Source organism: Lacticaseibacillus sp. 866-1, assembly GCF_016861825.1.
Taxonomy (GTDB): Bacteria; Bacillota; Bacilli; order Lactobacillales; family Lactobacillaceae; genus Lacticaseibacillus.
The window spans coordinates 25,958-51,750 of sequence record NZ_BOLU01000020.1 but is presented as its reverse complement, the minus strand read 5'-3'; the positions used below and the strand labels follow the sequence as shown (position 1 = coordinate 51,750).

Genomic DNA, 25,793 nt, shown 5'->3' with positions numbered 1-25,793 from the left:
AGGCAAGATGCCTTTCAACTCCAAATATCGTAGCGCCCTTGCAATTTAGCTTTAAAGATTAGCGAGGGTTTCCTGGGCCTGCTTCAAGGCCGCAGGAATGCCATCGGCCTGCTTGCCGCCGGCCTGCGCCATGTCCGGCCGACCGCCGCCACCGCCGCCGATGGCCGGGGCGATGGCCTTGATCAGGTCGCCGGCCTTCACGCCCTTAGCAATGGCCGCCTTGGACGCGGCAACCAGTAAACTGACCTTGCCGCCGTTGGCCGTGGCCAAAACCAGCACATCGGATGCATTCTTATCGCGCCACTGGTCGGCCAGGTCGCGCAGCTCCTTCATGCCAGCCACCTTCAGCTGCTTGGCGATCAGGGTAAACTGACCGGCCTTTTCTGCATCGTCGAAGATGCCGGCTGCCGCTTCGTTTGCCAGCTTCGCCTGCAGGCCCTCAACCGTTTTCTGGCTAGCCTTGAGCTCCTGCTGCAGGCTTTCCACCTTGGCCGGCACGCCGTCCACGTGATCGATCTTCAACGTCCGCGCCGTTTGCGCCAGCTCATCTTGCTGCTTGGTCAGATAATCGTACGCCTCTTTGGACGTCACGGCCTCAATGCGCCGAATGCCGGCCCCGATCCCGGACTCGCCGGTGATCTTGAACAGTCCAAGCGCGGCGGTGTTGGTCGGATGCGTGCCGCCATCGAACTCACGGTTAAAGTCGCCGATTGTCACGACGCGCACTGTGTCGCCGTACTTGTCGCCGAACATCGCGATGGCACCTTGCTTTTTGGCCTCTTCAATCGGCATTTCCTTCCAGGTGATCGGCAGCTGCCGCCAGATCTGCTGGTTGACGACCGTTTCGACCTCCCGCAGCTGTGCGTCTGTCACCTGGCCGAAGTTGGTGAAGTCAAACCGCAGATAGGTCGGCTCAACCAGCGAGCCCGCCTGGTGCGTGTGCTCCCCCAGAACCTGCCGTAGGGCCTGATCCAGCAGGTGAGTTGCGGTGTGGTTCATCGAGACCTTCTTGCGACGCTCAACGTCAACTTTCAGTGTGTAGGTCTCACCCTTTTTCAAGGTGTTCTCGACCTCGACCGTGTGCAGGTTCTGACCATTCGGGGCGTGCTGGACGTCGGTGACCTTGGCCACCACCGCGCCAGTCGCGTCAACAATTTCGCCGTGGTCGGCGACTTGACCACCCATTTCGGCGTAAAACGGCGTCTGGTCAAAAATCAGCTGCGCCACGCCGCTGGTGACCCGGTCCTGTTCCTGATCATCCTGAATCAGGTCGGTCAACTTGGCATCATCCTGCAGATCTGTCCAGCCGGTAAACTTGCTGGCGGTCTTAATGGCCATCAATGTTTTGTCCTGACTGCCCATTGACTGAGCATCGCCGCGCGCGGCGCGCGCCCGGGTCCGCTGGGCTTCCATGTTTGCTTCGTAGCCGGTCATGTCGACGTCGATGCCCTGATCGGACGCGATTTCCTTGGTCAACTCAACCGGGAACCCGAACGTGTCAAACAAATTGAAGGCCGTCGCCCCTGGCACCACTGTTTCGCCTTTAGCCTTGAGATCGGCAATGGTTTGGTTCAGCAGGTTCAGCCCGGCGTCCAAGGTCTCAGCAAAGCGGTCCTCTTCCGACCGGATGACCTTTTGGATGAACGCCTTGTTGCGGTTGATCTCCGGGTAGTAGCTTTCCATGATGTCACCAACGACTGGCACCAGCTTGTACAGGAATGCGTCCTTGATGCCGAGCCGGCGGCCGTTGACGGCTGCGCGGCGAATCAGGCGGCGCAGCACATAGCCACGGCCCTCATTGCTCGGCAGGGCGCCGTCGCCGATGGCAAAGGTCACCGTCCGGGCGTGATCGGCAATGATCTTAAAGGCCACATCATCGCGGCCGCCCTTGCCATAGGTCTTACCGGCCGAAAGCTTTTCAGTTGCCTTGATGATCGGCAGGAACAAGTCGGTTTCGAAGTTGGTCTTGGTGCCTTGAATGACTGAAACCAGGCGCTCCAGGCCCATCCCGGTATCAATATTTTTGTGCGGCTGGTCGACGTAGCGGCCATCCGGCAGGTGGTTGTACTGGGAGAACACGATGTTCCAGATCTCTTCGTAACGCTCGTTTTCGCCGCCCGGATAGCTTTCCGGATCGTCTTCCGGCAGGTTGTTGAAGCTCTGGCCGCGGTCGTAGAAGATTTCGGTATCCGGGCCGGATGGGCCCTCGCCGATATCCCAGAAGTTGTCCTCGACTTCGTAAATGTGCGAAGCCGGCACGCCGGTTTGCTCCCACAAGGCCTTCGCGTCCTTGTCCTTCGGGTAAACGGTGACGTACAGCTTATCTTTGTCGAGCCCCAGCCACTTGTCCGATGTCAGAAATTCCCAGGCCCACGGAATGACCTCTTTTTTGAAGTAGTCGCCAACACTGAAGTTGCCGAGCATTTCAAAGAAGGTCAGATGCCGCGCCGTTTTGCCGACATTCTCAATATCGTTGGTGCGAATCGACTTCTGCGCATTCGTGATCCGCGGGTTCTTCGGGGTCACCGTGCCGTCGAAGTACTTCTTCAGGGTCGCGACCCCGGAGTTGATCCAAAGCAAGGTTGGGTCGTCCACTGGGATCAGACTGGCACTGGGCTCAACCGAGTGTCCTTTGGATTTGAAAAAGTCGAGAAACATCTGGCGAATTTCGCCGCTTGAAAGTTTTTTCATGCTGTCCTCCTTGGCAAAAGAAAAAACACCGTTGCTTTCCAAGGACGCTTGCGCGCGGTACCACCTTGGTTGCAACGATGTTGGTCGTTTACCACTTCATTAATTTGATTATCTTCTTCAGATCAGGGAGCACAAACGCCCGTCCCTATCGCCTCACAGCACCCGGCGACTTTCTGAAAGTGGGCAACACGCTTGCATATCCTAACAAAGATTCATTATACGAACCGGGTCAGGCGGTGTCAACAGTCCGGGTGCCGCCAGGCCTACTTCAACTCGACCTTGGCGATTTTACGGTACCGCATGGTTTTGAACTCACCCAGCCGCGAGCGGTAAAACGGCGACAGCGGCAGCAAGTCCGGCCCTTCAGCTCCAGCCGCGACAGGCGCGCTTTTGGCAAAGGCGCTGCGCACCAGCTCGGCGCCTTCACGCTCGGCCGGTACGGTCAGGCCGAATCGGTTCGGAACGTACCGCATCCCCGGATCCGGCAGCCGGTTGCCCCAGCCAAACAGCGAATCCAGCCCGCCGCCCATCAGATACTCGTACTCGCGCTCGTCCGGCAGCGCAAAGCCGAACCCGGACAGGCGCTTGACCAGCGCCACCTGATCCCAGTTTTGTTTGACCGCGACCTGATAGGCGTGTTCGCCGGCCAGGCGCAGCACCACTGTCTCGTTTTCCAGGCGCGGCGGAAAATTGCCGGTCGCGGCCGGCGCCAGACCAACAGTCTTCGGTCGCAGCAGCGCCAGCACCTGGTTTTTCACCGCCACGTAAGCGAAGTGATCCCCGGAAAAAACCTGGGTGGTCAAGTCGATCGTGCCGATGACAGCCTCGCCAGTAGGCACACTGGCGCGCGCCACCAGCATCGGCGGCATGTCGCGCACCGCCGCCGGGCTGAGATGCCGCTGGCCGGCTTCTTCACTCACGCCGAGCGCTGTCAAAACGCCTTGCATCTCGGCTGGCACCGGTTGCTTGACGCCGAGTGCGACCTGGCGCATCCCTGGCACAAATCGCATCCATTCCCCGCCAATCAGAATATCAAAGGTGCTCAGGTGATTGCCGAAGTAATCCACGGCGACCGGCACGATGGCATCGACCGAAAGCAGCGGACTAAGAAAATAGCGGCTCAGCTGAGTGGCGATGAAGCGCTGGCGCTCAGGCGGCAGCGCGTTCCATTCTGCAAGCATCAGTTCGACTTTTGGCATGGTGCCCTCCTTTGACTGCACGGCACTGGCTTAGTTTCGCTCTTTTTTGGCCTTCCGCGCGGACCGCGCAGAATTGCGCTTTTCGACGCGGTTATTGAACCAGGCTTCTTTTTCCGCGGCCTTTCGAATCTTCTTCTTGTAGCCGGGCATCTTCTTCTTGGCTTCCTTGGCGGCCATGCCGGCGATCTTACCGGACACCGGCGCGGCCTTCTTCTGCCGGCGAATCCGGCGATTGCGGTCATAGGTATCGACCAGTTCCCCGTTCTTCAGCGCCTTGGGGGTGAAGTGCACACCCATGTGCTCAAGCTCGGCAATTTGCGCCTCCTGCCCGGGCTCGTACAGCGTGACCGCCGTGCCGGGTTGCCCATTGCGGCCGGTGCGCCCGACGCGATGGATGAAGAACTCGTTGTCCTTGGGCAGCTCGGCGTTGATCACCAGCGAGACGCCATCAATGTCGATACCGCGCGAGGCCAGATCCGTGGCCACCACGTACTGGTACTTGAGCTCGCCAATCTGCTTCATCACCTGCCGCCGGCGCCGCGGTTCGACGTCGCCATGAATCTTGGCCACTTTCAGGCCCTGATCGGTCAGGTACTGGTGCAGCGCATCGACATGCGTCTTGGTGTTGGCAAAAATCAGCACCAAAAATGGTTCACCCATGGTCGCCAGCTTGTAGATCAAGGCGTTGCGGTCTCGGGCCGGGACCTGGATCAGGTCGTTTTGCACCGTGTCGGCAATGACGGTTTTGGGCTTGAGTTCGATCACCGTGGGATTAGCCATGTACTTCTTCAAAAACGGCTGGAGCTTTTGCGGGATCGTGGCGGAAAAGACGGCCATTTGCAGGTCTTCACCGAACTGGCCGGCAATCTGGTCGACGGTGGTCAAAAAGCCCATGTCCAGCGTCATGTCCGCCTCGTCGACGACAAACATCTTGGCCGTGTAGGCGGTCAGTGCGTGGTCAGAGATCAGATCCAGCAGGCGGCCCGGGGTGCCGATGGCAACATGGGGCTGCTTGCTTTCAAGCTTGTCTTCCTGCCGGCTCTTGTCAGTGCCGCCAACGTAGCGCTGAATGCGGAGTTGCGGCTCAAACTGAGCCAGGTCAGTGGCCACTTCGTAAAGCTGGTCGGCCAGTTCGCGCGATGGCGCAGTGATCACGAGCTGGACCTCATCTTGGGTCAAGTCGATGCGGGTCAGCAGCGGCAGTAAAAAGGCGTGCGTTTTGCCGGAGCCGGTTTGGCTTTGACCAACCACGCTTTCGCCGCGCAGCAGGGCCGGAATCACTTTTTCTTGAATCGGGGTCGGGGCGTTGATGTGCTCAGCGTCCAGCGCCTTGAGCAAAAATGGCGCCAGTTGGTATTGCTTAAATTGATTGGTCATGTTGTCCTACTTTCTAAAATCTGCGGTCAGTTCGTCAAGCTCGTGTGTGATCTGCGCAATTTCCACTGCATCTTCCGCCTTGGCGCCACTGGCCAAGGGGTGACCGCCGCCGCGGTGCGCCTTGGCCAAGCCATTAATGACCGGGCCTTTGGAACGCAGGTTGACGCGGTACGGTTCATCGCCGGCTTGCTCCACAAACAGTGCCCAGGCCTGAACCTCGCCAAGCCGGCCTGGGGTGCCCACAGCAGCGTGCACCTCGTCCGGCTGAAGACCCAGCTTTTCGGTTTCAGCAAGCGGAATCGTCACCGTCGCCGCGCCACTGTCAGTGATCGTCATGTGATCGAAAATGTAGCTTTGCAGCTTAGCCTGGGCGAAGGTCATCGCGTTCATTCGGTTGTTCAACCCAGCCGGATCAAAGTCTTCTTGGATCAGTCGCGCAGCCGCGGCCAGTGTGTGTGGCATCGTGTTATTAAAGCGGAACCGGCCCGTGTCGCCGACAATGCCGGCGTACAGCAGGCGGGCACTTGCCGCCGTCAGAAACAGCTTGCGGTCGGAGCCTTGAATCAGGTCGAAAATCATCTCCGACACTGAGCTGGCGTCCTCGTCGACCCACTGCAGGTCGCCGTATGCGTCATCGTTCGGGTGATGATCAATTTTGATCAGCATCGCCCCGCGGTCAAAGCGGTCATCGGACACCCGTGGCCGGTCCGCTGTGTCGCACACGATCACCAGCGCCCCTTGGTAAGTCTCATCCGGGACATCCTGCATCGTGCTCAGCCAGTCCAAATCGCCGACCGAACCGCCTACCTGGTACACGTGCTTGCTGGGATAGGCCGCGCGAATTGCGGCCGCCAACCCGCCCTGCGAGCCCAGCGCGTCGGGGTCCGGCTTGACGTGGCGGTGAATGAGAATGGTGTCGTAACTTTGAATGGCTTGAAGAATCTTTGCTTGAATCATCGTGTTGTCCTTTCTAATAACTGACAGGTGGTTAAAGCCAGTGCCGCTAGCATGCCGTCCGCCGAAAGTGCCACTTCAAACACGGCAGTGTGCGAGTTCAGCTCCAGCGTTTTGACCGTCACATGAATGGTCGCCTCCAGCTGAATCGGGCGAAACGCGTGCAGTGACAGCTGTTCGATCAGCACGTTGCGCCGCCCCTCGGCATTGAGAAAATGGGTCACCGCGTAGTTGACGATTTCGTTGGTCACCCCAAAGCTCAAAGTCCCCAACTTGTTCATCATCATGGGCGTGGTCACCAAGGTGTAAGCCGCACTTTGCGGCGTTTCCGAAGGCGCCGGCGTGACGGCTGCGGCCACTGAATCGGCAATCGTCGTGCCCTGAGAGCTGCTGCCAAGCTCCGCCAGCGCCGAATAAACCGCCCCGCGGGTGACAATGCCCAAAAGATGCCAGTCATCATCGACCACGGGGAGCACTGAGAGCCCGTTGCCCTGCATCATATGACCAACCGCAGTGACCCCCAGGTATGGCCGCACAGTGATCGCATCCTTGCTCATGACACGTTCCAAAAGGGTGCTGGGCTTTTTGCCTGCGACTTGTTTTTTACCGACCATCCCCACCAGCCGGCCGGCCGGCGTGATAATTGGCAAGGCAAAATCGTTGCGCCCGGCGCGCAGCTTCGTGAAATCAGCCACGGTTTGATCAGGGGCGCCGGTTTGCACGTCATCGGCAAGCGGCGTGTAGATGGCCGCAATCGTCAGAATGTCCTGCTTGATGGCCTGATCGGATAATGCTCGGTTGATCATGGTCGCCACAGTAAAGGTGTCGTGAGCGGTTTGCATGACTGGCAGTTCCATCTCATTGCCCAGTCGGATCACCCGGTCGGTCGTCGCAAAGCCGCCAGTGATCAGGACCGCCGCCCCGTTTTGCAGGGCGAGCATCTGCGCGTCCTCGCGGTTGCCGACGATCACCACCGAATTTTTGGTGATATAACGCAGCATTTCATCCGGCGTCATCGCCCCGATCACGAACTTGTCCAAATGCTTCGGCAAACCGGCTGAACCGCCCAAGACCTTGGCGTCCGTCAGCGAAAGCAGGCCGCGAAATGTCAGCGAATCGATATTGTTGAGCGGTTTTTGCTCGATGCGGATCGTGCCGACCCGTTCGATGGTCGACACCAAACCAGTGGTTTCCGCCTCTTTGATTGCCCGGTAAGCTGTTCCTTCTGAGACGTGCTGCTCCCGGGCAACCGCCCTGACGGAAATTTTGGTACCCACCGGCAAACTGCCGATGTACGCTAGGATCTGTTCATGTTTGGTGGCCATAGACGAAGCCTCACTTCCCGCTTTTTCTGTAGTATAACACATGTCAAGCTGTTATATAGGCAGGTCAATATTCTCGTATTGCTGCGGGTCCAGACCGGTCACCGTGATTCCCAGCAGGCGGATCTGGGCAGGCTGCTCGGTGCCTTCGCGCCACAGCTGCCAGGCCGCGTCCAGGATGGACTTGGCGGAGCGGTAGTAGTGATCGGAGGTCTGCCGCCGGGTTTGCGTGTTGAAGTCCCCATCACGCACTTTCAGCACCACGGTTTTGCCGTGCATCTGCTTCTTGGCCAAGGCCTCAGCGACCATGGCCGCCAGTTTTTCCAGCTGCGTGCGCACCGCGGCTTCGCTGGTCAAAAAGGCGCGGTAAGTCCGCTCCTTGCCAATTGACTTGGCCGTGCGCACCAACACTGGCCGGTTGTCGATGCCCAGGGCGTGGCGGTACAGCTCATAGCCCATCTTGCCCAGCTTCGCAATCAGGCGGTCCTGCCCGAAGGCTCGCAAGCTCGCCCCGTCGGTGATTCCCAGATTCTGCAACAGTGGGGCCGTTTTTTTCCCGACGCCGCGAAATTCCTCAATCGGCAGTCGGTCCAAAAACAACTGCGCCTGCTCCGGCAGGATCACGGTGCGCCCACGCGGCTTGTTGTACTCGGAGGCTTCCTTGGCCAAAAACTTGTTGTACGACAAGCCAATCGAGCTGCTCAGCGCGGTTTGCTGGCGGATCTGGTCCTGCAGCCACAGCGCCAGCTCAATGGTGGTGTGAAAATCGTGATTAGCCGTGACATCCAGGTACGCCTCGTCCAGCGCTACCGGCTCGATCAAGTCCGTCACCTGATGAAACAGCTGGTGGATCTGGTGGGACACCGCGCGGTATTTTTCAAAGTCCGGCGTCTTAAACGTCAGCAGCTTGGCCGGTACCAGCTTCAACGCCTCGTTGGCCGGCATCGCCGAGTGCACGCCGTACTGGCGCGCCACGTAATTGGCCGTCGTCACCACGCCCTTGCCACCGGTTTGCCGCGGGTCGTGCGCCATCACCAGTGCCCGGGCCTTTAAGCTGGGGTCGTCGCGCTCTTCGATGGACGCATAAAACGCGTCCATGTCCACATGCACAATTTTGCGTGACGTGTCGTTTTGCAGTGGGATCTCCAGCATGACGGCCCTCCTTTCCGGGCAAAAAGGCCGGCCCGCGGCCGACCTTTGCACTTGTTTTAATCCGCCAGCTGCGTGTGCCGCGGCTGCCAGTACCAGTGATGATCACCATCTTTGAGCAGGTCAAACGCCGCCTTTGGACCCATCGAGCCCGCCGGGTAAGTCGGCATCGTCTGGTCCTTCGCCCAGGCTCTGGAAATCACGTCGACATAGCGCCAGGTCTGCGCCAGCTCAGTCCAGTGGTTGAAGTTCGTCTGATCGCCGGCCAGCACGTCCCCAATTAACCGCTCGTAAGCCTCCGGGGCATCGGCGATTGCCTGTTCGGTGTGCCGCATGTTCAGCCACTCCCGCTCAAGCGTTGAGGCCTCTCCCAGCTTCTTCGCGTTCAGCTCCAGCGTATAGCCTTCGTTTGGCTCGATGTACACCGTGAGCTGATCGCCTGGGGTGGTGCCGAAGAGCCCGTCGCCGCCCTTGAACGTGACGGTGACCTGCGTCGACTTGCGCGTCAGCCGCTTGCCGGTGCGAATGAAAATCGGCACGCCGGCCAGCTTCGGATTATCCGTCAGCATTTTCCCGGCAACGAAGGTGTCCGTCATCGAATCGGCGGCCACCCCGTCTTCTTCGCGGTATCCTGGCACCTGCTTGCCATCGACGGTCGCGGCAGCGTACTGGGCGCGCACAAAGTTCTGCCGCGCTTCTTCTTCGGTGTAGCGGTGCAGGTCGTCAAAGGCCTTGGCCTTAACTTCGTGAATCGCCTCGGAGGTCAAGGCCTTAGGTTCATCCATGGTCAGGTAGGCCAAAAGCTGCATCACGTGGTTTTGCACCATGTCGCGCAAGGCCCCGGCGGTTTCGTAGTAGCCGGCCCGCTCCTCGACACCGACCGCCTCGGCCAGCGTGATCTGAACGTCCTTGATGTGATCTTTGTTCCACACCGCCTTCAGCCACGGGTTGGCAAACCGCAGCGCCAAGATGGCCTGCGCCATGTCTTTGCCCAGGTAATGGTCGATGCGATAGATTTGCTCTTCCTTGAAGGTGCCGGTGATCGCGTCGTTTAACGCCTTGGCACTATCGTAGTCGTGCCCGAATGGTTTTTCAATGATCAGCCGGTTGAAGCCAGTGTCGGTCAGCAGCGCCTCTGACTTAAGGTGCGTGGCAATCGTGCTGAAGAATGTCGGTGCCATGGCCATGTAGTACAGCCGGTTGCCGCCAACGTGGTACTGGTCGTCCAGCTTGGCCGCCAGCTTTTTCAGTGTGACGTAATGATCCGCGTCGGTCACATCATGGGACTGGTAGTAAAAATGCTGGGCAAACGCGGCAATGGCCTCGTCATCGGTGCCGCCGGCTTCCTTGACCGAGTCGCGGACGACGCCTTGGTAATGGTCGTCGCTCCACGGCCGCCGGGCGGTGCCGATCACCGCAAAATGTTCCTTCAAGATGCCGTGCTGAAACAGCCCGAACAGCGCCGGGTACAGCTTACGATGCGCGAGGTCTCCCGATCCGCCAAACATAATAATGACTGCATTGACTTCGTTACTCATAGTGATACTGCCACCGCTTTCAAAAGATAACTACAATTCAACAAAAATGTGCGCCGCCCGGATCGGATCAATGTCGAGTTCCTTGCCCGTTTCCCGCTGGCGGATCCTGATCGCCTGTTCACTTTTGGCGATCACTTCAAAGTGGTCCTCAATCGAAAGCCCCAGGCCAAAGACGTAATCGATCAGCCCCGGCTCGTCGACAATCCGCTCGATGTGGCCCTGGACGCCGACGTCGACTTGGCTCAGCGTGACGCGGCTTTGATCTAGGTAATGGCCGTCCGCATCGGGAATGACTCCGCCGTGTGGGCAGTACTTCGGGTTGCCCAGAAACTTGGCCATACGGTCCGCCATTTCCGGCGTCATCGCGTGTTCCAGCATCTCGGCTTCTGAATGCACATTGTCCACCGGATAGCCCAGGTCTTCGGTCAAAAAGACTTCCCACAGCCGGTGATTGCGCACTAAGGCGGCCGCCCGGCTCTGGCCACTGGCGGTCAGCTTGATGCCCTGATACGGCGTGTGCGTAACGTAATGCTGTTCGACCAGTTTAGTGACCATCTCACTGACTGAGGCAGCCGAAACGTTCAGCCCAACTACGATCTGCTTGTTGGAGATCAAGGCTGTGTCCCCACCCAGTTCGAAAATCATTTTGAGGTAGTCTTCTTTATTTGGTGTCATAGTCATCCTTACTTTCAGTTTATACACATTACCTATTATGCATGACTTACGCAAAAAAAACACGCCTTTCGACGTGTTCTTCCGGTTCCTTGAGACTTGTGTGAGGGCTTGAAATGGTTACTTGGTGCCAACGCTTGAGGCGGTGCCTTCGTACTCATCGAGCACGATTTGCTTCATGTCTGCAATCAGCGGCTCGATCGGATTGGTGACCGTGCAGTTGTCTTCGTAGGCCAGCTCGGCAATGCGATCAACATTGTCCAGCACATCCTGCTTCTCGATGCCTTGCTCCTTCAGGCTCATCTTGACCCCGACCCGGTGGGCCAGGTCAATATAAGCTTGGGCAAACGCTTCGACGAGCTCCTCGGTCGTGTTGCCCTTCAGGCCCAGGAACCGGGCGATTTGGGCGTAATCTTCGTCAGCGCGGAAGTAGTTGTACTTCGCCCATACGGCGCGCTTCTTTGGCCGAGCGGCATTGTAGCGAACGATGTGCGGGAAGGTGATTGCGATGCAACGTCCGTGAGGCAAGTGGAAGGTCTGGCCCAGCTTGTGCGCGATACTGTGGTTGATCCCCAGCAAGGCGTTGGCAAAGGCCATCCCGGCAATGGTTGAAGCATCGTGCATCTTCGCCTTGGCTTCAAGATCGCCGTTGTAGGACGCCTCCAAGTTGTCGAAGGCAAGCTTCAGTGCTTGCAGGGACAGGCCGCGGGTGTAGTCACTCGCCATGGTCGACACATAGCTTTCGGTCGCGTGGCAGATGACATCCAGGCCAGTGTCGGCCACAACCTTCGGCGGCACGGTTTCAATAAACTGCGAATCAACCAGCGCAACGTCTGGCGTCAAGGCGTAGTCAGCCAGCGGGTACTTGATCCCAGTATCAGAATCGGTGATGACCGCAAACGGGGTCACTTCGGAACCGGTCCCGGAAGTCGTCGGGATGCAGACCAGCTTGGACTTGGTTGGCTTCGGGAACTTGTAAGTGCGCTTGCGGATATCCAGGAACTTCTGCTTAGCGCCGAAGAAATCACCGTCGCCATCGTAGAACAGCCAGATGCCCTTGGCCGCATCCATGACGGAGCCGCCGCCGACTGCGACGATTGCGTCAGGCTTGAAGTCCTTCGCAATGGCTGTGCCCTTGTAAACCGTGTTGGTCGAAGGATCCGGTTCGACATCTAGGAACGTCTGGATGTCCACTTTGTTAGTCCGATTCTTCAGCACGTCTTCAACGATGCGGACGTACCCGAGCTTTTCCATCCCCCGGTCCCCAACAATCAGGACGCGGTCGAGGCCGTCCATCTTTTCGAGGTAGCGGACCGAGTTACGTTCGAAGTAAATCTTCGGCGGCAGCTTGACCCATTGCATGTTGTTGCGGCGCTTTGCCAGAGTTTTGATGTTAAGCAAGTCGATCGTCCCCACGTTGTGTGAAATTGAGTTGCCACCGTACGAACCGCAGCCAAGCGTCAGGCTCGGGATCATTTCGTTGTACAGATCCCCGATGCCGCCAAAGGTCGACGGGCTGTTGACCAGCACCCGGCAAGCCTGCATCTTATCGGCGTATTCCAGCGCCAGATCCTGATCGGCGGTGTGGATGATCGCGGTGTGGCCCAGACCCCCAATGTCGAGCATGGTTTCGGCCAGCTTGAAGGCGTCCTCGTGGTCCTTGGCCTTCATCATGGCCAACACGGGGCTCAGCTTTTCGTGAGACAGTGGGTAAGCATCGCCGACGCCCTTGAGTTCGGCAATCAAAATCGTGGTGTCTTGCGGGATCTCGATACCTGCCCATTCCGCGATCTGCTGAACACTTTGGCCGACAATCCGCGGGTTGACTGCCATCTTGTCGGTATTGATCACTGTTTCAGTGAACTTCTTGAGGTCCTTCTGCTTGATGAAGTAAGCGCCCTGCGCCTGGAACTCATTTTTGACCTGGCTGTAGATCGGCTCGTCGACGATCACGCCTTGTTCGGAGGCGCAGACCATGCCGTTGTCGAAGCTCTTACTCAGCACGATGTCGTTGACCGCCTGCTTGATGTTGGCCGTTTGCTCAATGTAGGCTGGCGCGTTCCCGGCGCCAACGCCCAAGGCCGGCTTGCCGCTGGAGTACGCGGACTTGACCATACCAGGACCGCCAGTGGCCAAAATGGTGGCGATGCCTGGGTGATGCATCAGCGCTTGGCAGGCCTCAATACTTGGCTCGGCAATGAACTGAAGGGCCCCTTCCGGCAGGCCGACCTTCATCGCCTCGTCGCGGATCACTTCCAGGGCTCGCGCTGAAGACTTCTGGGCCCCTGGGTGAAACGAGAAGATGATTGGGTTCCGCGTCTTGATCGCGATTTCGGATTTGAACATGACAGTCGAAGTCGGGTTGGTGACCGGTGTGACACCGGCGATGACCCCGATTGGTTCAGCAATCTTGGTCAGCCCCCGCTGCTTGTCTTCTTCGATCACGCCAACGGTTTTGTCGTTTTTGATCGAGTGCCAAATTTCTTCGGTGGCGAACATGTTCTTGATGGCCTTGTCTTCATAAACCCCACGGCCGGTTTCCTCGACTGCCATCTTGGCCAACTCCATATGGTGATCCAACCCGGCGATCGCCATGCGGTGAACGATGTGGTCAATCTTGGCTTGGTCGTAGGTCTTCAGCACTTTGAGCGCTTCCTGGCCTTTTTTGACCAGGTCGTCGATCATCGCGTCGATGTCAGTTGTTGCTTCTGGCTTCTGTTTGAGCATTGATATCCCTCCACAAGTCTGTCAAATTTTTCGTTAACCATTTCACAAACAATAATATACAGGAACAATGTGAATTTGTAAACAAATTTGAGTGAAAAATTTCACGGAATTGTTTTTGAATGGTGCATAATGCCGTTGCATAAGCCTTTTCATCAAAATTTTCTTTCGTGACAGACTGAGCGTAACCGAATTCATTCGACTGGATTTGGCGTAAAAAAAGGCCCCGCAGCTGCGAGGCGTCAATCTAAAATTGGCTTTACTTGTTCGTGTCTTCCTGGTCGTCAGCCGATGAATCGCCATCCCCTTCGGAGTATGGCTTGTCCTCATCGGTGGCATCCTTAGCGGCCGTTTCGGTTGCAACCGGCGCCGGAGTCTTCTCACCCTGCGGTGTCACCGTACGGATCGCCGAAAGGTTAAAGGTCAAATAAACACCGTCAAGATCCAAATCAACCGTGTTGTTGCTGCGGTCAATCTTGTCGATCACCCCGTGCAACCCACCAATCGTGATAATCTTGTCACCTTTTTTCAGACCGCTGAGCATTTCTTGACGCTGTTGCTGCTGTTTCTTCTGTGGCCGCATCATGAAGAAGTAGAAAAAGGCAAACATGACGACAATCATCAGAATCGTAGATATACTTCCTGCCAAATTACGCACCTCGTTTTCTTATTGTTCATGGAACACTGTACCAAAGTTAAAGCCTGATAGCTAGCTTAGAAGTTCTTCGCATCCGGCTTGAAGTAGCCGTACCGCTCGAAAAAGTCCTGCCGAAAATCGTTCAAAGCGTCTTCCGCGATGGCCTCGCGGACCTGCTTCATCAGGTGAAGCAGGAAGTACACATTGTGGTAAGACGTCAGCCGTTCACCAAAACTTTCATTGGCCTTCAGCAGGTGGCGAATGTAGGCACGTGTGTAATTGCGGCAGGTGTAGCAGTCGCAGTTGTCATCCAGCGGCGTGAAGTCCCGCGCGTACTGAGCATTTTTGACCACGACCCGACCGTGCGACGTCATGACCGTCCCCTTGCGTGCGATTCGCGTCGGCAAAACGCAGTCAAACATATCGATGCCGCGGAGCACGCCGTCGATCAACGCATCAGGCGAGCCGACGCCCATCAGATACCGCGGCTTGGTATCCGGCAGCATCGGCACAGTGAAGTCCAGCACGTGGTTCATTTCTTCCTTGGATTCGCCAACGGATAACCCGCCAATCGAATACCCCGGGAAATCAAGACTGACCAGATCTTTCGCACTTTGCGCCCGCAAATCGCGGAAGCCGGCACCTTGAACAATGCCGAACAAGGCCTGGCGGTCCGGGTGCTGGTGCGCCTTTAAGCCGCGCTCGGCCCAGCGGCTCGTGCGCGCCACGCTGGCCTTGACGTAATCGTAGCTTTCAAAAAACGGCGGGCATTCGTCCAGACTCATCATAATATCTGGTCCCAGCGCGTTTTCGATTCCAATCGCCTTTTCCGGTGACAGGAACATTTTGGCACCGTTGAGGTGGTTGCGAAAGTTCACCCCGGCTTCCGTGATGTCGCGGTTCTTCGCCAGCGAGAACACCTGAAAGCCACCGGAATCGGTGAGCAGGCCGCGGTCCCAGTTCATGAACTGATGCAACCCACCAGCTTCCTCGACGATGTCCTCGCCGGGCCGCAGCCACAAGTGATAGGTGTTGGCCAGAATCACCCCAGCCCCCATCTCCTTGAGTTCTTCAGGCGCCAGCGTCTTCACCGTCGCTTGGGTCCCGACCGGCATGAACATCGGGGTCGGAAACGTGCCGTGCGGCGTCACGATCTCGCCGAGCCGGGCGCCGGAGTGCTTATCAATGTGTTTAAGATGATATTCGAGTGCGGGCATAAAACCTCCTGGTAGACTTTGATTGCAGTCAGACATGACACGGTGTTATAGTCACTAAGAAGGGCTCAGCTAGAGTGTCATACGTGATCGATTAATTCGATTAAGAGTTCCGCGCAGCGATGCGTTAAAAGAAAATCTGGTTGGTTGTCGTTTTCGATATTGAGAATTTATCTGGGCCCTTCGCTAAACCACGTGGTGCCGCTGCAGAGTGATCTGCGGCGGCTTTTTTAGGCTGCGAGGCAGAGCGTACTTAGGCCGATGGATAGCCTAGCTTTGCGTGCTGGCCGCAAGCGGCCAGTGCGCGAGGCGTAGCTATCCATTCGGCCGTTGCTCTGCCGAGCGCGACTGCGCGCAGCCTTTACTTATGAATATACATTGCGTCCCCGAAGCTGAAGAAGCGGTACTTCTCCTGAATGGCGTGCTGATAGGCGTTCAGGATGTTTTCCCGGCCCGTGAAAGCGGCCACCAGCATCACCAGCGTAGATTTTGGCAAATGGAAATTGGTGATAAAGGCATCCACCAGCGTCCAGTGGTACCCGGGCTTGATGAAGATGTCTGTCCAACCGGAACTCGGCTTGATCTCCCCGTGGAACTTGGTGCCGATGGTTTCCAGCGTGCGAATCGAGGTCGTCCCGGTCGCGATGATGCGGCCACCGTTTTGCTTGACCTCGTTCAATGTGTCCGCGGCTTCCTGGGAAAAGCGGTAGAACTCGCTGTGCATCTTGTGGTCCTCGATGTTGTCCTCAGAAACGGGACGGAACGTGCCGAGGCCCACGTGCAGCGTCAGATAGACGAGCTTGACGCCCTTGTCTTTCACCTTCTGCAACAGTTCTGGCGTCCAGTGCAGCCCGGCCGTCGGGGCCGCCGCGGAACCCATTTCCTTGGCGTAAACCGTTTGGTACATATCCGGGTCGTCAAGCTTGGCCTTGATGTAAGGCGGCAGCGGCGTTTCGCCAAGTTGATCCAGGATTTCCATGAAGATCCCGTCGTAATGGAATTCGATGATGCGGCCGCCGTGATCGAGCTCTTCCTTGACCGTGGCCTGAAGCAGCCCGTCGCCAAAATCGATCACGGTCCCGACTGGCGCCTTTTTAGCGGGCTTCATCAGCGTTTCCCACTGGTCGCCTTCCGTGTTGTGCAAAAGCAACACTTCCATGTGCGCGCCGGTTTCTTTTTTGACGCCGTAAAGCCGGGCCGGCATCACCTTCGTGTCGTTCATCACGACCGCGTCGCCAGGGTTCAGGTAGTCCAGAATATCGTAAAAATGCTTATCCTCATACGCGCCGGTTTCGGCATTCAACACCAGCAGGCGGCTGGCGTCACGCTTTTTCAGTGGCGTCTGCGCGATCAGTTCATGAGGCAGGTCGTAGTCAAAATCTTCAGTGGTGAGCATGTTTTCTCCTTAGTGTTCTGTGAACGGAATGTTCAGGTGCTGGTACCCGGCGCGCGTGACCATCCGGCCGCGCGGCGTGCGCTTGAGGTACCCGATCTGAAGCAGGTACGGTTCGTACATTTCTTCGATGGTCGCAGTCTCCTCGCCGATATTGGCCGCGATGGTGTTCAGCCCAACCGGACCGCCATCGTAGTCGCGGATCATCATCATGAGGAGCTTACGGTCAATGGCATCGAGCCCGCGGTCGTCGACCTGCAGCTGATCCAGCGCGTGGTCGACCAGCCGGACGGACAGTGTGGTATCAGCCACGTCAGCGAAGTCACGGATCCGCCGCAGCAGCCGGTTGGCGATCCGCGGCGTCCCGCGCGAGCGCCTGGCCACTTCAAGCGCGGCACTTTCCGGCACCGCCATGTTGAAAATGCCGGCCGAGCGCAACACGATTTGCTTCAACTCGTCTTCGTTGTAGTAGGCCATGTGCTCGGTGATCCCGAAGCGGTCGCGCAGTGGTGCCGACAGCATCCCCGCCCGTGTCGTCGCGCCAATCAGCGTGAACGGCGGCAGCGGAAAATGAACCGGATGAGCCGTTGGCCCTTCACCGACCACAATGTCGATGTAAAAGTCTTCCATCGCCGAATAGAGCATTTCCTCGACAATTTTCGGCAGGCGGTGAACTTCATCAATGAACAGCACGTCGCCGGGCTGCAGCTCGTTGAGCAGCGCGACCAAATCGCCGGGCTTTTCAATCGCTGGTCCTGAAGTCGTGCGAATGTGCACACCCAACTCGTTGGCAATCACCAGCGCCAGCGTGGTTTTCCCTAAACCTGGCGGGCCGTACAGCAGGACATGGTCCATGGCCTCTTCGCGCTTGAGCGCCGCCTTGATGTACACCTCAAGCTGCGACTTCACCGCCGTTTGGCCAATGTAGTCGCTCAGCTTGTGCGGACGCAGGCTGCGCTCGACCGCATCGTCTTGGCTATCTGCGTCCTTTGACACGATTCTATCGTCAGCCACGTTGTCCCTCCTCACTCAAAATTAACTCAACAGTTGTAAACCGCGGCGCAAATACCCGTCGGTTGTGGTTTCACCGCTTTCAGCCAGCTTGTCGCTCAGTTTGTTCACGGCTTTTTCTTGATAGCCCAGCGCCACCAGTGCTGCCAAGGCATCGGCAAGTTCCGGTGCCACGTCAGGCGCAGCGGCCGGTTCCGGCTGCGCGGTGAGCGCCAGTTTGCCCTTCAGATCCAGGATGATTTGCTGCGCGGTTTTCTTGCCGATGCCAGGGAACTTCGTCAGGTAATTGACGTCGCCGCCTGACACTGCCTGGCTGAGCCCATTGCTGTCAGTGTTGGCCAAAATCGCCAGCGCCGATTTGGGGCCGATACCCGTCACAGTCAGAAGCTGATTGAAGGTCCGCTTCGCCTCTTCAGTTTCGAACCCGTAAAGCGCCTGATCGTTGTCCCGGATAATGTGCTGCACCCAGATCTTCGCCTTTTGACCGGCCGCGTAAGCGTATGGATTGCCCATCAGCAAGCGGTAGCCGATCCCGTTCACGTCGAGCACCACATAGCCGGGCTCGGTGGCGGCGATGATTCCGTTCATGTATTCGTACATATTGCCCTCACTTGATCGTTTAGATGTCATTCTAGTTTACCATATTGCGCAAGTCCTGGATTGTCCAGGGTGACGAAAGTGTTCGCCGCCGGCAAAGCCCGGTGCAGCAACATCGGCCGCAGGTCTGAGGGCTTCTCAGCCTAGCGTTAGTACCCAACTGCAAGTCAGGCTGGTAAAATAACGGTGACAGAATTTAAGGGAGGTGAGGAAGACGAGTGAGACGACCTCAAGACGGTTAATCAACCTCACGGCGCTGTGCTCGCTGGTGGGCATCATCTGGGTCACTGTTTACTGGTACCACATCGGCGTATTCCACGACCTCGCGAGCCTTCACACCTACATCAACTCTACCGGCTGGGTCGGGCCGCTGATTTTTATCCTGATTCAAGTGGTCCAAGTGGTCATCCCTATCATCCCAGGGGGTGTCAGCACCGCAGCCGGCGTGATTCTCTTCGGCCCTTGGCAAGGCTTTGCCTACAACTACATCGGCATCGTGATCGGCTCGTTCATCAACTTTTTCCTGGCGCGCAACTACGGGAAGCCCTTCATCTTGCACATTGTGTCGGAAAAAGTCTTTGACAAGTACATGGCCTACGCGAAAAACCAACAGAAGTTCGACGCGTTTTTCGCCATCGCCATCGTCGCGCCGGTGGCTCCGGATGATGTGCTTTGCCTAGTCGCCGGCCTGACCCACATGAAGTTCAAGTTTTTCGCCTGGGTCATCATCCTGGGCAAGCCCATTACCATTGCCGTTTACAGCATGAGCCTGATCTTTGGGGCGCATTGGCTGTTGCACCTGTTTCACGGCTAATGACAAAACACGACCCACCAAACCTGGTGAGTCGTGTTTTTGCGTTTATGAGGCGCCTTCTGGCAGGCAGCGCCCTATCGCTAAACCTCACTGCCGCCTCTTTTTCGGGCGCGCCCAACAACAACCAATACAAGCAGCCCCAGGATGGCCACACTGACATTTGCTGAGTTACCGGTCGCAGGTAGTGCCGCGTTTGATCCGGTTGGCACGAACTCGAGGTGGGACAGGCTTTCTGTTGGTTCTGGTGGCACCGGCTCCGTGACTTGGTCAGCCATCAGTGTGAAGGACGCCACACTCTGGCGTCCTTCAGCCGCTTGAACCGCTTGAAGGTTGGCGCCTAAGCCAAAAACGGCAATCGCAAGCAGCGCCATCCACAACCTCTTTGCCATTCTCTCACCTCCCGGCTGATTGGCGCCGGCCGCGCCACCAGCCAATTACCATGCCGATCAGCAGCATCGCCACCAGCGCGATGGCCCAGGGCCACCATGTTCTACTAGCCTGCTGGATGGCCGGTGTTGCGGGCGTTGTTGCGGCGATTGGCGCTTTGACGGTAAATTGTGTTGTGAAATGCCACTTGTAGCTTCCTGCCGCCGCGTCAATCACAAGCTGATACTTGCCCGCCGCCAGCCCTTTTGGCGGGGTCAGCTGATAATTGAAGGCGGAGTTAGGCGCCATGGCGTAATTGTTATTTTTCTGTTGGTACACGGGCTTGGTCTGGCCAGTTGGAAGCACCTGTGCCCGCAGACTGAGCTTACCGAACAGGCGAGGCGCCGCGTTTTGGATGGTGGCCTGCACACGATCGGCTTTCGCCTTCACACTCAGCAAGTGCAACACTGGTGGCACCAACGTTTCACTTGTTTGCAGCTGAACTGCGACCACCATTGCAAACTGATTCGTGACTGCAAAGCCGTTGCCAGAGGTCTCACCTGGTTCGGTCAAGTCTTTCACGTACACCGCACCGAGCACCTGACCGGCAAAGCCTCCAGCTGGCGGGGTGATTTGAAATGTCACCTTCCGTCCCTGATGCGCTGCCAGATCGATTGTGATGGGCTTGGAGCCAATCGCGGTCAGCTGAACTTTAGCTGAAGCATCCTTGCGCTGGTTCGGTTCGTAGCCCACCTGGCCATTATCCTGAGTGAAGGCATTGGTGAGCGAAAGCCTTAGTCTTTTGGTTTGATCAGATTGATTGTCGACCTCCACCGTCAACTCCTGTTTTTGTCCCGGTGTGACTAGCAAGTTAAACCAGCCGGTATCTCCGCCAAGTTGATTGGCGGGCAGCTCGGGCGTCACCGTGAAGCCGGCCCCTTCCGCCAATACCCTATGACCGGGCGTGAGTAGCCCAACCAAAAGTAGCAACCACCACCATCGCCGCATCACGATCCCTCCCTACCGAAAAACTGGGACCAACTTAGCAGTCCGTCCCAGTTCGCCGTGCCTTCCTTGCCCATCCGAATCAACCAGAAAACTGGTTTCGATTAGTCGCCCTCAGGGTCATCAGCGCCACTGTTACCACTAAGATCGGTCGGTGTTTCTTCTGGTGGCGTGGTGGCCAGGAGCCAAGTAATTTTTGCCCGGTATTCGCCTGCACTTGCGTTATATGTCTGCGGCAAAATCAGTGTCGCATCCCTGACAATCCCATTCGTCACACCACTACCCTCTCCTTGACCGGCATTTATAATGGGTACAGCGCCTTTAGCAATATCGCCGGTACCAAGAACGCCGAGATAGTTGTCGCCCTGTGCGGAACCGTCAAAAACTAAGCTTGTCGCGGTTAATGGCTCAGAACCATGCATAAATTCGCCTAAACTAGCCGTCAACTTCCACCCGACATTGTTCCCGCGAAAGTCCTCCACTTGGATGGTCTTAGCGTCGTTGCCATCATATCCATCAGTTCCTGGAGCCACTTTTCCATCTGCTAAGGTTAGCGTGGCATCTCCTTTAATCAAATCTTGAACATCCTTTGGGCCAAAATTCAGGTTTGGCACCGATTTAAGTGAAAGTTTTCCCGCCTTAATACTGAACAGCGCGACGCTATTTGCCTCAGCGGTATCCGTATCGTCTTTCAGCACAAAGGCTGCATTCGTCGAGGTGTTGAGGTTATCCTTTGCCTCCCCTGGCCCGGCAGCCTTGATCGTCAGCGGCGCGCCGCTTGCCAATAATGCAGCAGCAACGGTGCTAATAAGCCAAGTTGCTTTTTTCATTCGAAATCCCCCTTGAACTATTTGCAATCAGACACGTGGGGTCGGCACGGCTGCCAACCCCCAATTCACCGTGGCGCTGTATTCGCCGGCGAGCGGGTTGGAAATTGCCCCCAGCGCCAATACGGCTTGCACATCGTACACATACTCTCTATTTGCACCATCAGGCCGGCTGGCCAGCTTAACAAAGCTGGCTTGCCCGGCAACAATTGGTGCAGACACATTCACCACCTCCTTATCGTCTGTCAAAAGCACCCTTATTTCAGCTTGTGAGGTGAATGATGCTTTAAGACTTTGAAAGTGGCCAACCATGACCCTCAACTGCCATGGCGAATCAGGGTCCGTCCGGCCGTCAGCAACCTCCAGCTCCCCGCCGGCGGCAGTCAACCAAGAGGAACCTTCACCTGGTATCTGGGACAGCGCCGCGCGGCCGGCAAACTGGCCAGCGATCAACTCCTGAACTGTCGGTGACTGAAACGCCCCACCAACTTCGTGCATAAAAATCAAATCAGGAACTTTCAACAGCATCAGCGCATCAGGGTAAAGCACCTGCAAACTGGCATCCGCGGCAGCTTCAATCACCTCACCCGAAAGATTACGCAAGCTCGCTTGCCAATGCACTGTACCGCCTTCAGTAACTTCGGAGAGGCGCAGTGCCTGCGCGTCGCCTGTCTGGTCTGCACCATTGAACTGCCAGGCAAACCCCTGCACCATCAACCCTGGCGGCAACGCAACGCTGAAATGTGCATCGCGGCGAAAATTCACAGCCAGATTTTTAACCGTGGCCAAGTAAAGTTCCAGCGGCGGCCCAATGTATGTCATGCTGGCTCCCCACATTGGATGTGCCGGAACAGTGAAGGTCGCATAAACTTGGACAGCGCCCACTACCGCGGGTGCATTAGTTATCGTTAGACGATTACCGCTAAGGGCGGCGCTGGGTGGAGAGGCCTGTCAAACATACTCAGGCTGAAGCGTCTGATCCAATCTCGCGATGCCGAGAGTGGTCGACTGCCCACCGAATAAGACTCGCCTTGGCGTCGAAAGCGGTGGTGCCCAGTCATCGGGAATGACTAGTACTGGAAACAACTGTGAATGAAAGGTGGCATGAGTCTCACTTGTGATGATGTCGATTTGGTAACGAAACCAGGTCGGCACCGTCACTGTCTGGAAGGTCAGTAAATAGTCAATATAGTCATATTCTTCTCCAATCCAAACCGCCCCAAAATTACCAGTAATCCCAATGCTAGGATCATCGCCAAGCTGGCCACCTATGACTTTGACCGACCCATCCCCCACCTGCATTTTGGTATGAATCTCAGCCCCCTCATCGAAATAATCGAGTCCTTTGTGAAAAGAGGCTTTCATCGGCACCGCCCCGCCGTTGTGGACAATCGCATAGTAGTATTGATCTCCCACTGGCGCCCCATAGGCATCAATCGCCGGTTCATTTTCTAAGGTCAACGACGCGTCCTCTGGCACCAGCGCGTGAACGCCAGTGTTGGCTACTGACACAATATAGCCATGCGTGTACCAGTTCGGCTGGGTGCGAAACTGCGAGCCTGATGCCGAAATAGTCGGCATATCAAAGCCCTCGGGGAGAATGGTTGGGACAGTCACATCCGCGGCCGCCACCGGCTGGGGCAAAATCACCAGCCACATCAGGGCAACCCACACTAGCACGCCGCACCATCGCCAAGATTTCATGCGCTCACCTCCTGTCGATAAATAAATACGCGGTTGCGGGATTTTGCCCTGAGTCCCCTGATGTCTCAGCACTATGGACAAAAAAATAAGCCGACCACTCAGTCGACTTACATCATTTCTTTGCTTTTAACAGGCGGGCCAGTGTGCTGATGGGAAGGCCAACCACATTATAGTAATCGCCTTTGATTGCCTTAACCAGAAGTGCCCCTTGGCCCTGGATCCCGTATGCACCCGCCTTGTCCAGCGGCTCGCCAGTCGCGACATAATCAGCGATTTCATTAGACGTCAGCGGCCAGAAGGTCACCTCGGTGGTCACCACCACCTGCCTGGCGGTTTTGTCCGGCCAAGCCACGCACATCCCCGTGTGCACCTGGTGGGTCTGCCCCGACAGCTGCTCGAGCATGGCCGTCGCGGCCTCAGCCGTCTGCGGTTTGCCGAGCAGCTGGCCGTTGAACGCAACCATGGTGTCGGCCGCAATCACCGTCGCCCCGGGGTGACGCTGCGCGACCGTGGCGCACTTGGTCATCGCCAGCCGCTGGACGTAGGCACGCGGCGCCAGAACGGGCAAGGCGCGTTCATCAATTTGCGCTGGTTCCACCGAAAATTCAGGCACCACCCGCCTCAACAGTTCCTGCCGCCGCGGCGAACCGCTTGCTAGGATAATCATTTTGCACCGCCGAAGCTTTGGTGGCTATCCTGAATGCGCTTGAACATTTTCTCCAGATCCGTGTTGGAAAAATGAACCAGGGTCGGACGACCGTGCGGGCAGTTGAAGGGATTTTCGCACTGCGCCAGATTTTTCAGCAGCGCCTCGGCTTGCGGCCGATCAATGTGATGGTTGGCCTTGATGGCCTGCTTGCAGCTCATCATAATCGCCGTTTTCTCGCGGAAAGAAGCCACCGTCACATGTCCTTCATCCAGCACCCAATCGATGATGGCGCGAATCGTTTGCTCCTCCTCACCCTTCTTGAACCAGGTCGGGTGCTGGTGCACGACAAACGTGTTCTGGCCAAAATCCTCCAGAAAAATCCCAACGCCTTCCAGCACGTCACGCTTTTCGCGAATCGCCACGGCGTCGCTGGCCGGGTAGTCCAGCGTGATCGGCACCAGCAGGGCCTGCTCATCCGTGCTGACTTCGCCGATTTCTCGGCGCAGACGCTCGTAGTTCACGCGTTCTTGCGCCGCGTGCTGGTCGAGCATGTATAGTCCGTCCGGTGCCTCGGCTAGCAAGTATGTGCCGTGCACTTGGGCCAGGTACCTCAGTTCGCTGGGGAAGCGCTCCTTGGGCCGCGGCTCTGCGACCAGGGTCGACCGCGCCGTTGCTTCAGGCCTGACCGGGCGTTGGTATTTTTTATCCCATGCCGCCAGACGATCGGGCTCGTCGAAAATCGGTCGGTCGTCCAAATCGGAAATGGCCAGTCCGGTATCGGCAGGCGCAGCGTCTGCGGCATCGCCGCCATCAGCCTGCAGCGGCACGGCAGGCGCTTGCTGCTCTCCGACCATGCTTGGCGAAGGCGGCATGGTCCGTGATGCCTGGTTCAACGCGATGGTCAGCTGGTCCATATCCACCGGGTTGTGCTGGCGCAGGTTGTGCAGCGCGTCTGGAATGAGGTTTTCTCGGCCCAGCCGCTCGCGAATCGTGGCCGTCAGCAGTGCCCCCAACTGATCTTCCTTGCTCAGGCGGACCTCCTGCTTGGTCGGGTGAACGTTCACGTCCACCAGCAGCGGATCCATCTCCACTGCAATCACAGCCAAAGGATAGCGGCCAACCATCAGCTTAGAGCCGTAACCGGCGATGAAGGCCTTCATCAGCTGATAATTTTTGATGTAGCGCCCGTTGATCATGAGACTTATGTAGTTGCGCGACGAGCGCGTGGTGTCCGGCAAGCTGGTGTAGCCGTGAACGCGAAAATCGTTATCTTCCCCCTGAAAATCCAGCATGCTTTTGGCCGTCGCCACGGAGTAAATTCCCGCGATGGTCTGCTGCAGGTCATTGGTGCCGGCCGTTTTGATGACGACGCGGTCCTTATTTTTCAGCGAGAAGGCAATCTCAGGGTGGCCAAGCGCCAGCCGGTCAATGATGTCCAGAATGTGGTTGAGCTCGGTGTTTTGCGACTGGACGTACTTCAGCCGTGCCGGCGTATTGTAAAACAGGTCGTTAACGGCGATTTGAGTGCCTTTGCGCAGGCCCTCCGAGTGCTGGTCCAGCATCTTGCCGCCCTTGATGTGCGCGATGGTACCCAGGCCCGGTTCAGTCGCGGTCGCCAAGGTCACGTCGGCGACGGCCGCAATCGAAGCCAAGGCCTCACCGCGAAACCCTAGGCTGTGTACGTTAAACAGATCACGCGTGGTCGCTATTTTGGACGTTGCGTGGCGCAAAAAAGCCGTCGGCACATCATCGGGCTCGATGCCGCTGCCGTTATCAACGACCTTGATGGTTTTCAGGCCGGCTTCTTCAACGATGACGTCGACCTGAGTCGCCCCAGCGTCGATTGAATTTTCGACCAGCTCCTTGACGACGGAAGCCGGGCGTTCGATCACTTCCCCAGCGGAGATCTGATTACTCAGCGTCGTTGAGAGTTGATGAATTTTAGGCATA

The 25,793-nt window shown here is 57.2% G+C and carries 22 protein-coding genes; 1 reads left to right on the top strand and 21 read right to left on the bottom strand.

What is annotated here, in order from left to right; all coding sequences use genetic code 11:
* Positions 1-51 precede the first annotated feature (51 nt).
* From alaS to ruvA, 14 genes are all read right to left on the bottom strand, one after another.
* Positions 52-2,691, bottom strand: a complete 2,640-nt coding sequence (gene alaS, locus JUE30_RS07585) for an alanine--tRNA ligase (RefSeq protein WP_203624330.1) — start codon at positions 2,689-2,691, stop codon at positions 52-54.
* Positions 2,692-2,954: 263 nt separating this feature from the next.
* Entirely contained in the window at positions 2,955-3,890 is a 936-nt protein-coding gene (locus JUE30_RS07580; RefSeq protein ID WP_203624329.1) for a hypothetical protein, read from the bottom strand.
* A 30-nt stretch (positions 3,891-3,920) separates the two neighbouring features.
* Positions 3,921-5,267 (bottom strand): DEAD/DEAH box helicase, encoded by a 1,347-nt coding sequence (locus JUE30_RS07575; RefSeq protein WP_203624328.1) that lies wholly within the window; start codon positions 5,265-5,267, stop codon positions 3,921-3,923.
* 6 nt (positions 5,268-5,273) lie between these two features.
* Positions 5,274-6,224, bottom strand: coding sequence for a bifunctional oligoribonuclease/PAP phosphatase NrnA (locus JUE30_RS07570; protein ID WP_203624327.1), 951 nt, complete (start codon positions 6,222-6,224; stop codon positions 5,274-5,276).
* Entirely contained in the window at positions 6,221-7,546 is a 1,326-nt protein-coding gene (locus JUE30_RS07565; RefSeq protein ID WP_203624326.1) for a DRTGG domain-containing protein, read from the bottom strand. Before JUE30_RS07565 ends, JUE30_RS07570 begins: the two co-directional genes overlap by 4 nt.
* A 51-nt stretch (positions 7,547-7,597) precedes the next feature.
* Complete coding sequence (dinB, locus tag JUE30_RS07560; protein WP_203624325.1) at positions 7,598-8,695, bottom strand: DNA polymerase IV; 1,098 nt, start codon at positions 8,693-8,695, stop codon at positions 7,598-7,600.
* Between the two features lie 56 nt (positions 8,696-8,751).
* Positions 8,752-10,230 carry a glucose-6-phosphate dehydrogenase gene (gene zwf, locus JUE30_RS07555; RefSeq protein WP_203624324.1) on the bottom strand — a complete coding sequence of 493 codons (1,479 nt, stop codon included), beginning with the start codon at positions 10,228-10,230 and terminating at the stop codon, positions 8,752-8,754.
* Between the two features lie 30 nt (positions 10,231-10,260).
* Positions 10,261-10,905 (bottom strand): metal-dependent transcriptional regulator, encoded by a 645-nt coding sequence (locus JUE30_RS07550; protein ID WP_203624323.1) that lies wholly within the window; start codon positions 10,903-10,905, stop codon positions 10,261-10,263.
* Positions 10,906-11,022: 117 nt separating this feature from the next.
* On the bottom strand, positions 11,023-13,629 hold the full coding sequence (gene adhE, locus JUE30_RS07545) for a bifunctional acetaldehyde-CoA/alcohol dehydrogenase (RefSeq protein ID WP_125757100.1): 2,607 nt from the start codon (positions 13,627-13,629) through the stop codon (positions 11,023-11,025).
* Between the two features lie 256 nt (positions 13,630-13,885).
* A complete protein-coding gene (gene yajC / locus JUE30_RS07540; RefSeq protein ID WP_203624322.1) occupies positions 13,886-14,275 on the bottom strand; it encodes a preprotein translocase subunit YajC in 390 nt (129 codons plus the stop codon).
* 65 nt (positions 14,276-14,340) lie between these two features.
* Positions 14,341-15,480 carry a tRNA guanosine(34) transglycosylase Tgt gene (gene tgt / locus JUE30_RS07535; RefSeq protein WP_203624321.1) on the bottom strand — a complete coding sequence of 380 codons (1,140 nt, stop codon included), beginning with the start codon at positions 15,478-15,480 and terminating at the stop codon, positions 14,341-14,343.
* Positions 15,481-15,838: 358 nt separating this feature from the next.
* A complete protein-coding gene (gene queA, locus JUE30_RS07530) occupies positions 15,839-16,873 on the bottom strand; it encodes a tRNA preQ1(34) S-adenosylmethionine ribosyltransferase-isomerase QueA (RefSeq protein WP_203624320.1) in 1,035 nt (344 codons plus the stop codon).
* A gap of 9 nt (positions 16,874-16,882) precedes the next feature.
* Positions 16,883-17,884 (bottom strand): Holliday junction branch migration DNA helicase RuvB, encoded by a 1,002-nt coding sequence (gene ruvB, locus JUE30_RS07525; protein WP_203624319.1) that lies wholly within the window; start codon positions 17,882-17,884, stop codon positions 16,883-16,885.
* 21 nt (positions 17,885-17,905) lie between these two features.
* Positions 17,906-18,481, bottom strand: a complete 576-nt coding sequence (ruvA, locus tag JUE30_RS07520) for a Holliday junction branch migration protein RuvA (protein WP_203624318.1) — start codon at positions 18,479-18,481, stop codon at positions 17,906-17,908.
* A gap of 202 nt (positions 18,482-18,683) precedes the next feature.
* Here ruvA and JUE30_RS07515 point away from each other — a divergent pair, with 202 nt between their 5' ends.
* Complete coding sequence (locus JUE30_RS07515) at positions 18,684-19,292, top strand: TVP38/TMEM64 family protein (protein ID WP_203624317.1); 609 nt, start codon at positions 18,684-18,686, stop codon at positions 19,290-19,292.
* 80 nt (positions 19,293-19,372) lie between these two features.
* Here the strand turns inward: JUE30_RS07515 and JUE30_RS07510 are convergent, their stop codons facing one another.
* From JUE30_RS07510 to mutL, 7 genes are all read right to left on the bottom strand, one after another.
* A complete protein-coding gene (locus JUE30_RS07510) occupies positions 19,373-19,681 on the bottom strand; it encodes an LPXTG cell wall anchor domain-containing protein (protein ID WP_203624316.1) in 309 nt (102 codons plus the stop codon).
* A 4-nt stretch (positions 19,682-19,685) separates the two neighbouring features.
* Entirely contained in the window at positions 19,686-20,666 is a 981-nt protein-coding gene (locus JUE30_RS07505) for a DUF916 and DUF3324 domain-containing protein (protein ID WP_203624315.1), read from the bottom strand.
* Between the two features lie 101 nt (positions 20,667-20,767).
* Positions 20,768-21,493 carry a WxL domain-containing protein gene (locus tag JUE30_RS07500; protein WP_203624314.1) on the bottom strand — a complete coding sequence of 242 codons (726 nt, stop codon included), beginning with the start codon at positions 21,491-21,493 and terminating at the stop codon, positions 20,768-20,770.
* Positions 21,494-21,520: 27 nt separating this feature from the next.
* A complete protein-coding gene (locus tag JUE30_RS07495; RefSeq protein WP_203624313.1) occupies positions 21,521-22,279 on the bottom strand; it encodes a hypothetical protein in 759 nt (252 codons plus the stop codon).
* Positions 22,280-22,441: 162 nt separating this feature from the next.
* Positions 22,442-23,194, bottom strand: a complete 753-nt coding sequence (locus JUE30_RS07490; RefSeq protein WP_203624312.1) for a hypothetical protein — start codon at positions 23,192-23,194, stop codon at positions 22,442-22,444.
* A gap of 112 nt (positions 23,195-23,306) precedes the next feature.
* Positions 23,307-23,861 (bottom strand): nucleoside triphosphate pyrophosphatase, encoded by a 555-nt coding sequence (locus JUE30_RS07485; RefSeq protein WP_203624311.1) that lies wholly within the window; start codon positions 23,859-23,861, stop codon positions 23,307-23,309.
* Entirely contained in the window at positions 23,858-25,792 is a 1,935-nt protein-coding gene (gene mutL / locus JUE30_RS07480; protein WP_203624310.1) for a DNA mismatch repair endonuclease MutL, read from the bottom strand. The genes JUE30_RS07485 and mutL overlap by 4 nt, the downstream gene beginning before the upstream one ends.
* Position 25,793 lies beyond the last annotated feature (1 nt).

Bases quoted from the DNA above. Each gene is read 5' to 3' on its own strand.
- alaS (WP_203624330.1), bottom strand. From the start codon at position 2,691: ATGAAAAAACTTTCAAGCGGCGAAATTCGCCAGATGTTTCTCGACTTT.
- JUE30_RS07580 (WP_203624329.1), bottom strand. From the start codon at position 3,890: ATGCCAAAAGTCGAACTGATGCTTGCAGAATGGAACGCGCTGCCGCCT.
- JUE30_RS07575 (WP_203624328.1), bottom strand. From the start codon at position 5,267: ATGACCAATCAATTTAAGCAATACCAACTGGCGCCATTTTTGCTCAAG.
- JUE30_RS07570 (WP_203624327.1), bottom strand. From the start codon at position 6,224: ATGATTCAAGCAAAGATTCTTCAAGCCATTCAAAGTTACGACACCATT.
- JUE30_RS07565 (WP_203624326.1), bottom strand. From the start codon at position 7,546: ATGGCCACCAAACATGAACAGATCCTAGCGTACATCGGCAGTTTGCCG.
- dinB (WP_203624325.1), bottom strand. From the start codon at position 8,695: ATGCTGGAGATCCCACTGCAAAACGACACGTCACGCAAAATTGTGCAT.
- zwf (WP_203624324.1), bottom strand. From the start codon at position 10,230: ATGAGTAACGAAGTCAATGCAGTCATTATTATGTTTGGCGGATCGGGA.
- JUE30_RS07550 (WP_203624323.1), bottom strand. From the start codon at position 10,905: ATGACACCAAATAAAGAAGACTACCTCAAAATGATTTTCGAACTGGGT.
- adhE (WP_125757100.1), bottom strand. From the start codon at position 13,629: ATGCTCAAACAGAAGCCAGAAGCAACAACTGACATCGACGCGATGATC.
- tgt (WP_203624321.1), bottom strand. From the start codon at position 15,480: ATGCCCGCACTCGAATATCATCTTAAACACATTGATAAGCACTCCGGC.
- queA (WP_203624320.1), bottom strand. From the start codon at position 16,873: ATGCTCACCACTGAAGATTTTGACTACGACCTGCCTCATGAACTGATC.
- ruvA (WP_203624318.1), bottom strand. From the start codon at position 18,481: ATGTACGAATACATGAACGGAATCATCGCCGCCACCGAGCCCGGCTAT.
- JUE30_RS07510 (WP_203624316.1), bottom strand. From the start codon at position 19,681: ATGGCAAAGAGGTTGTGGATGGCGCTGCTTGCGATTGCCGTTTTTGGC.
- JUE30_RS07505 (WP_203624315.1), bottom strand. From the start codon at position 20,666: ATGCGGCGATGGTGGTGGTTGCTACTTTTGGTTGGGCTACTCACGCCC.
- JUE30_RS07500 (WP_203624314.1), bottom strand. From the start codon at position 21,493: ATGAAAAAAGCAACTTGGCTTATTAGCACCGTTGCTGCTGCATTATTG.
- JUE30_RS07490 (WP_203624312.1), bottom strand. From the start codon at position 23,194: ATGAAATCTTGGCGATGGTGCGGCGTGCTAGTGTGGGTTGCCCTGATG.
- JUE30_RS07485 (WP_203624311.1), bottom strand. From the start codon at position 23,861: ATGATTATCCTAGCAAGCGGTTCGCCGCGGCGGCAGGAACTGTTGAGG.
- mutL (WP_203624310.1), bottom strand. From the start codon at position 25,792: ATGCCTAAAATTCATCAACTCTCAACGACGCTGAGTAATCAGATCTCC.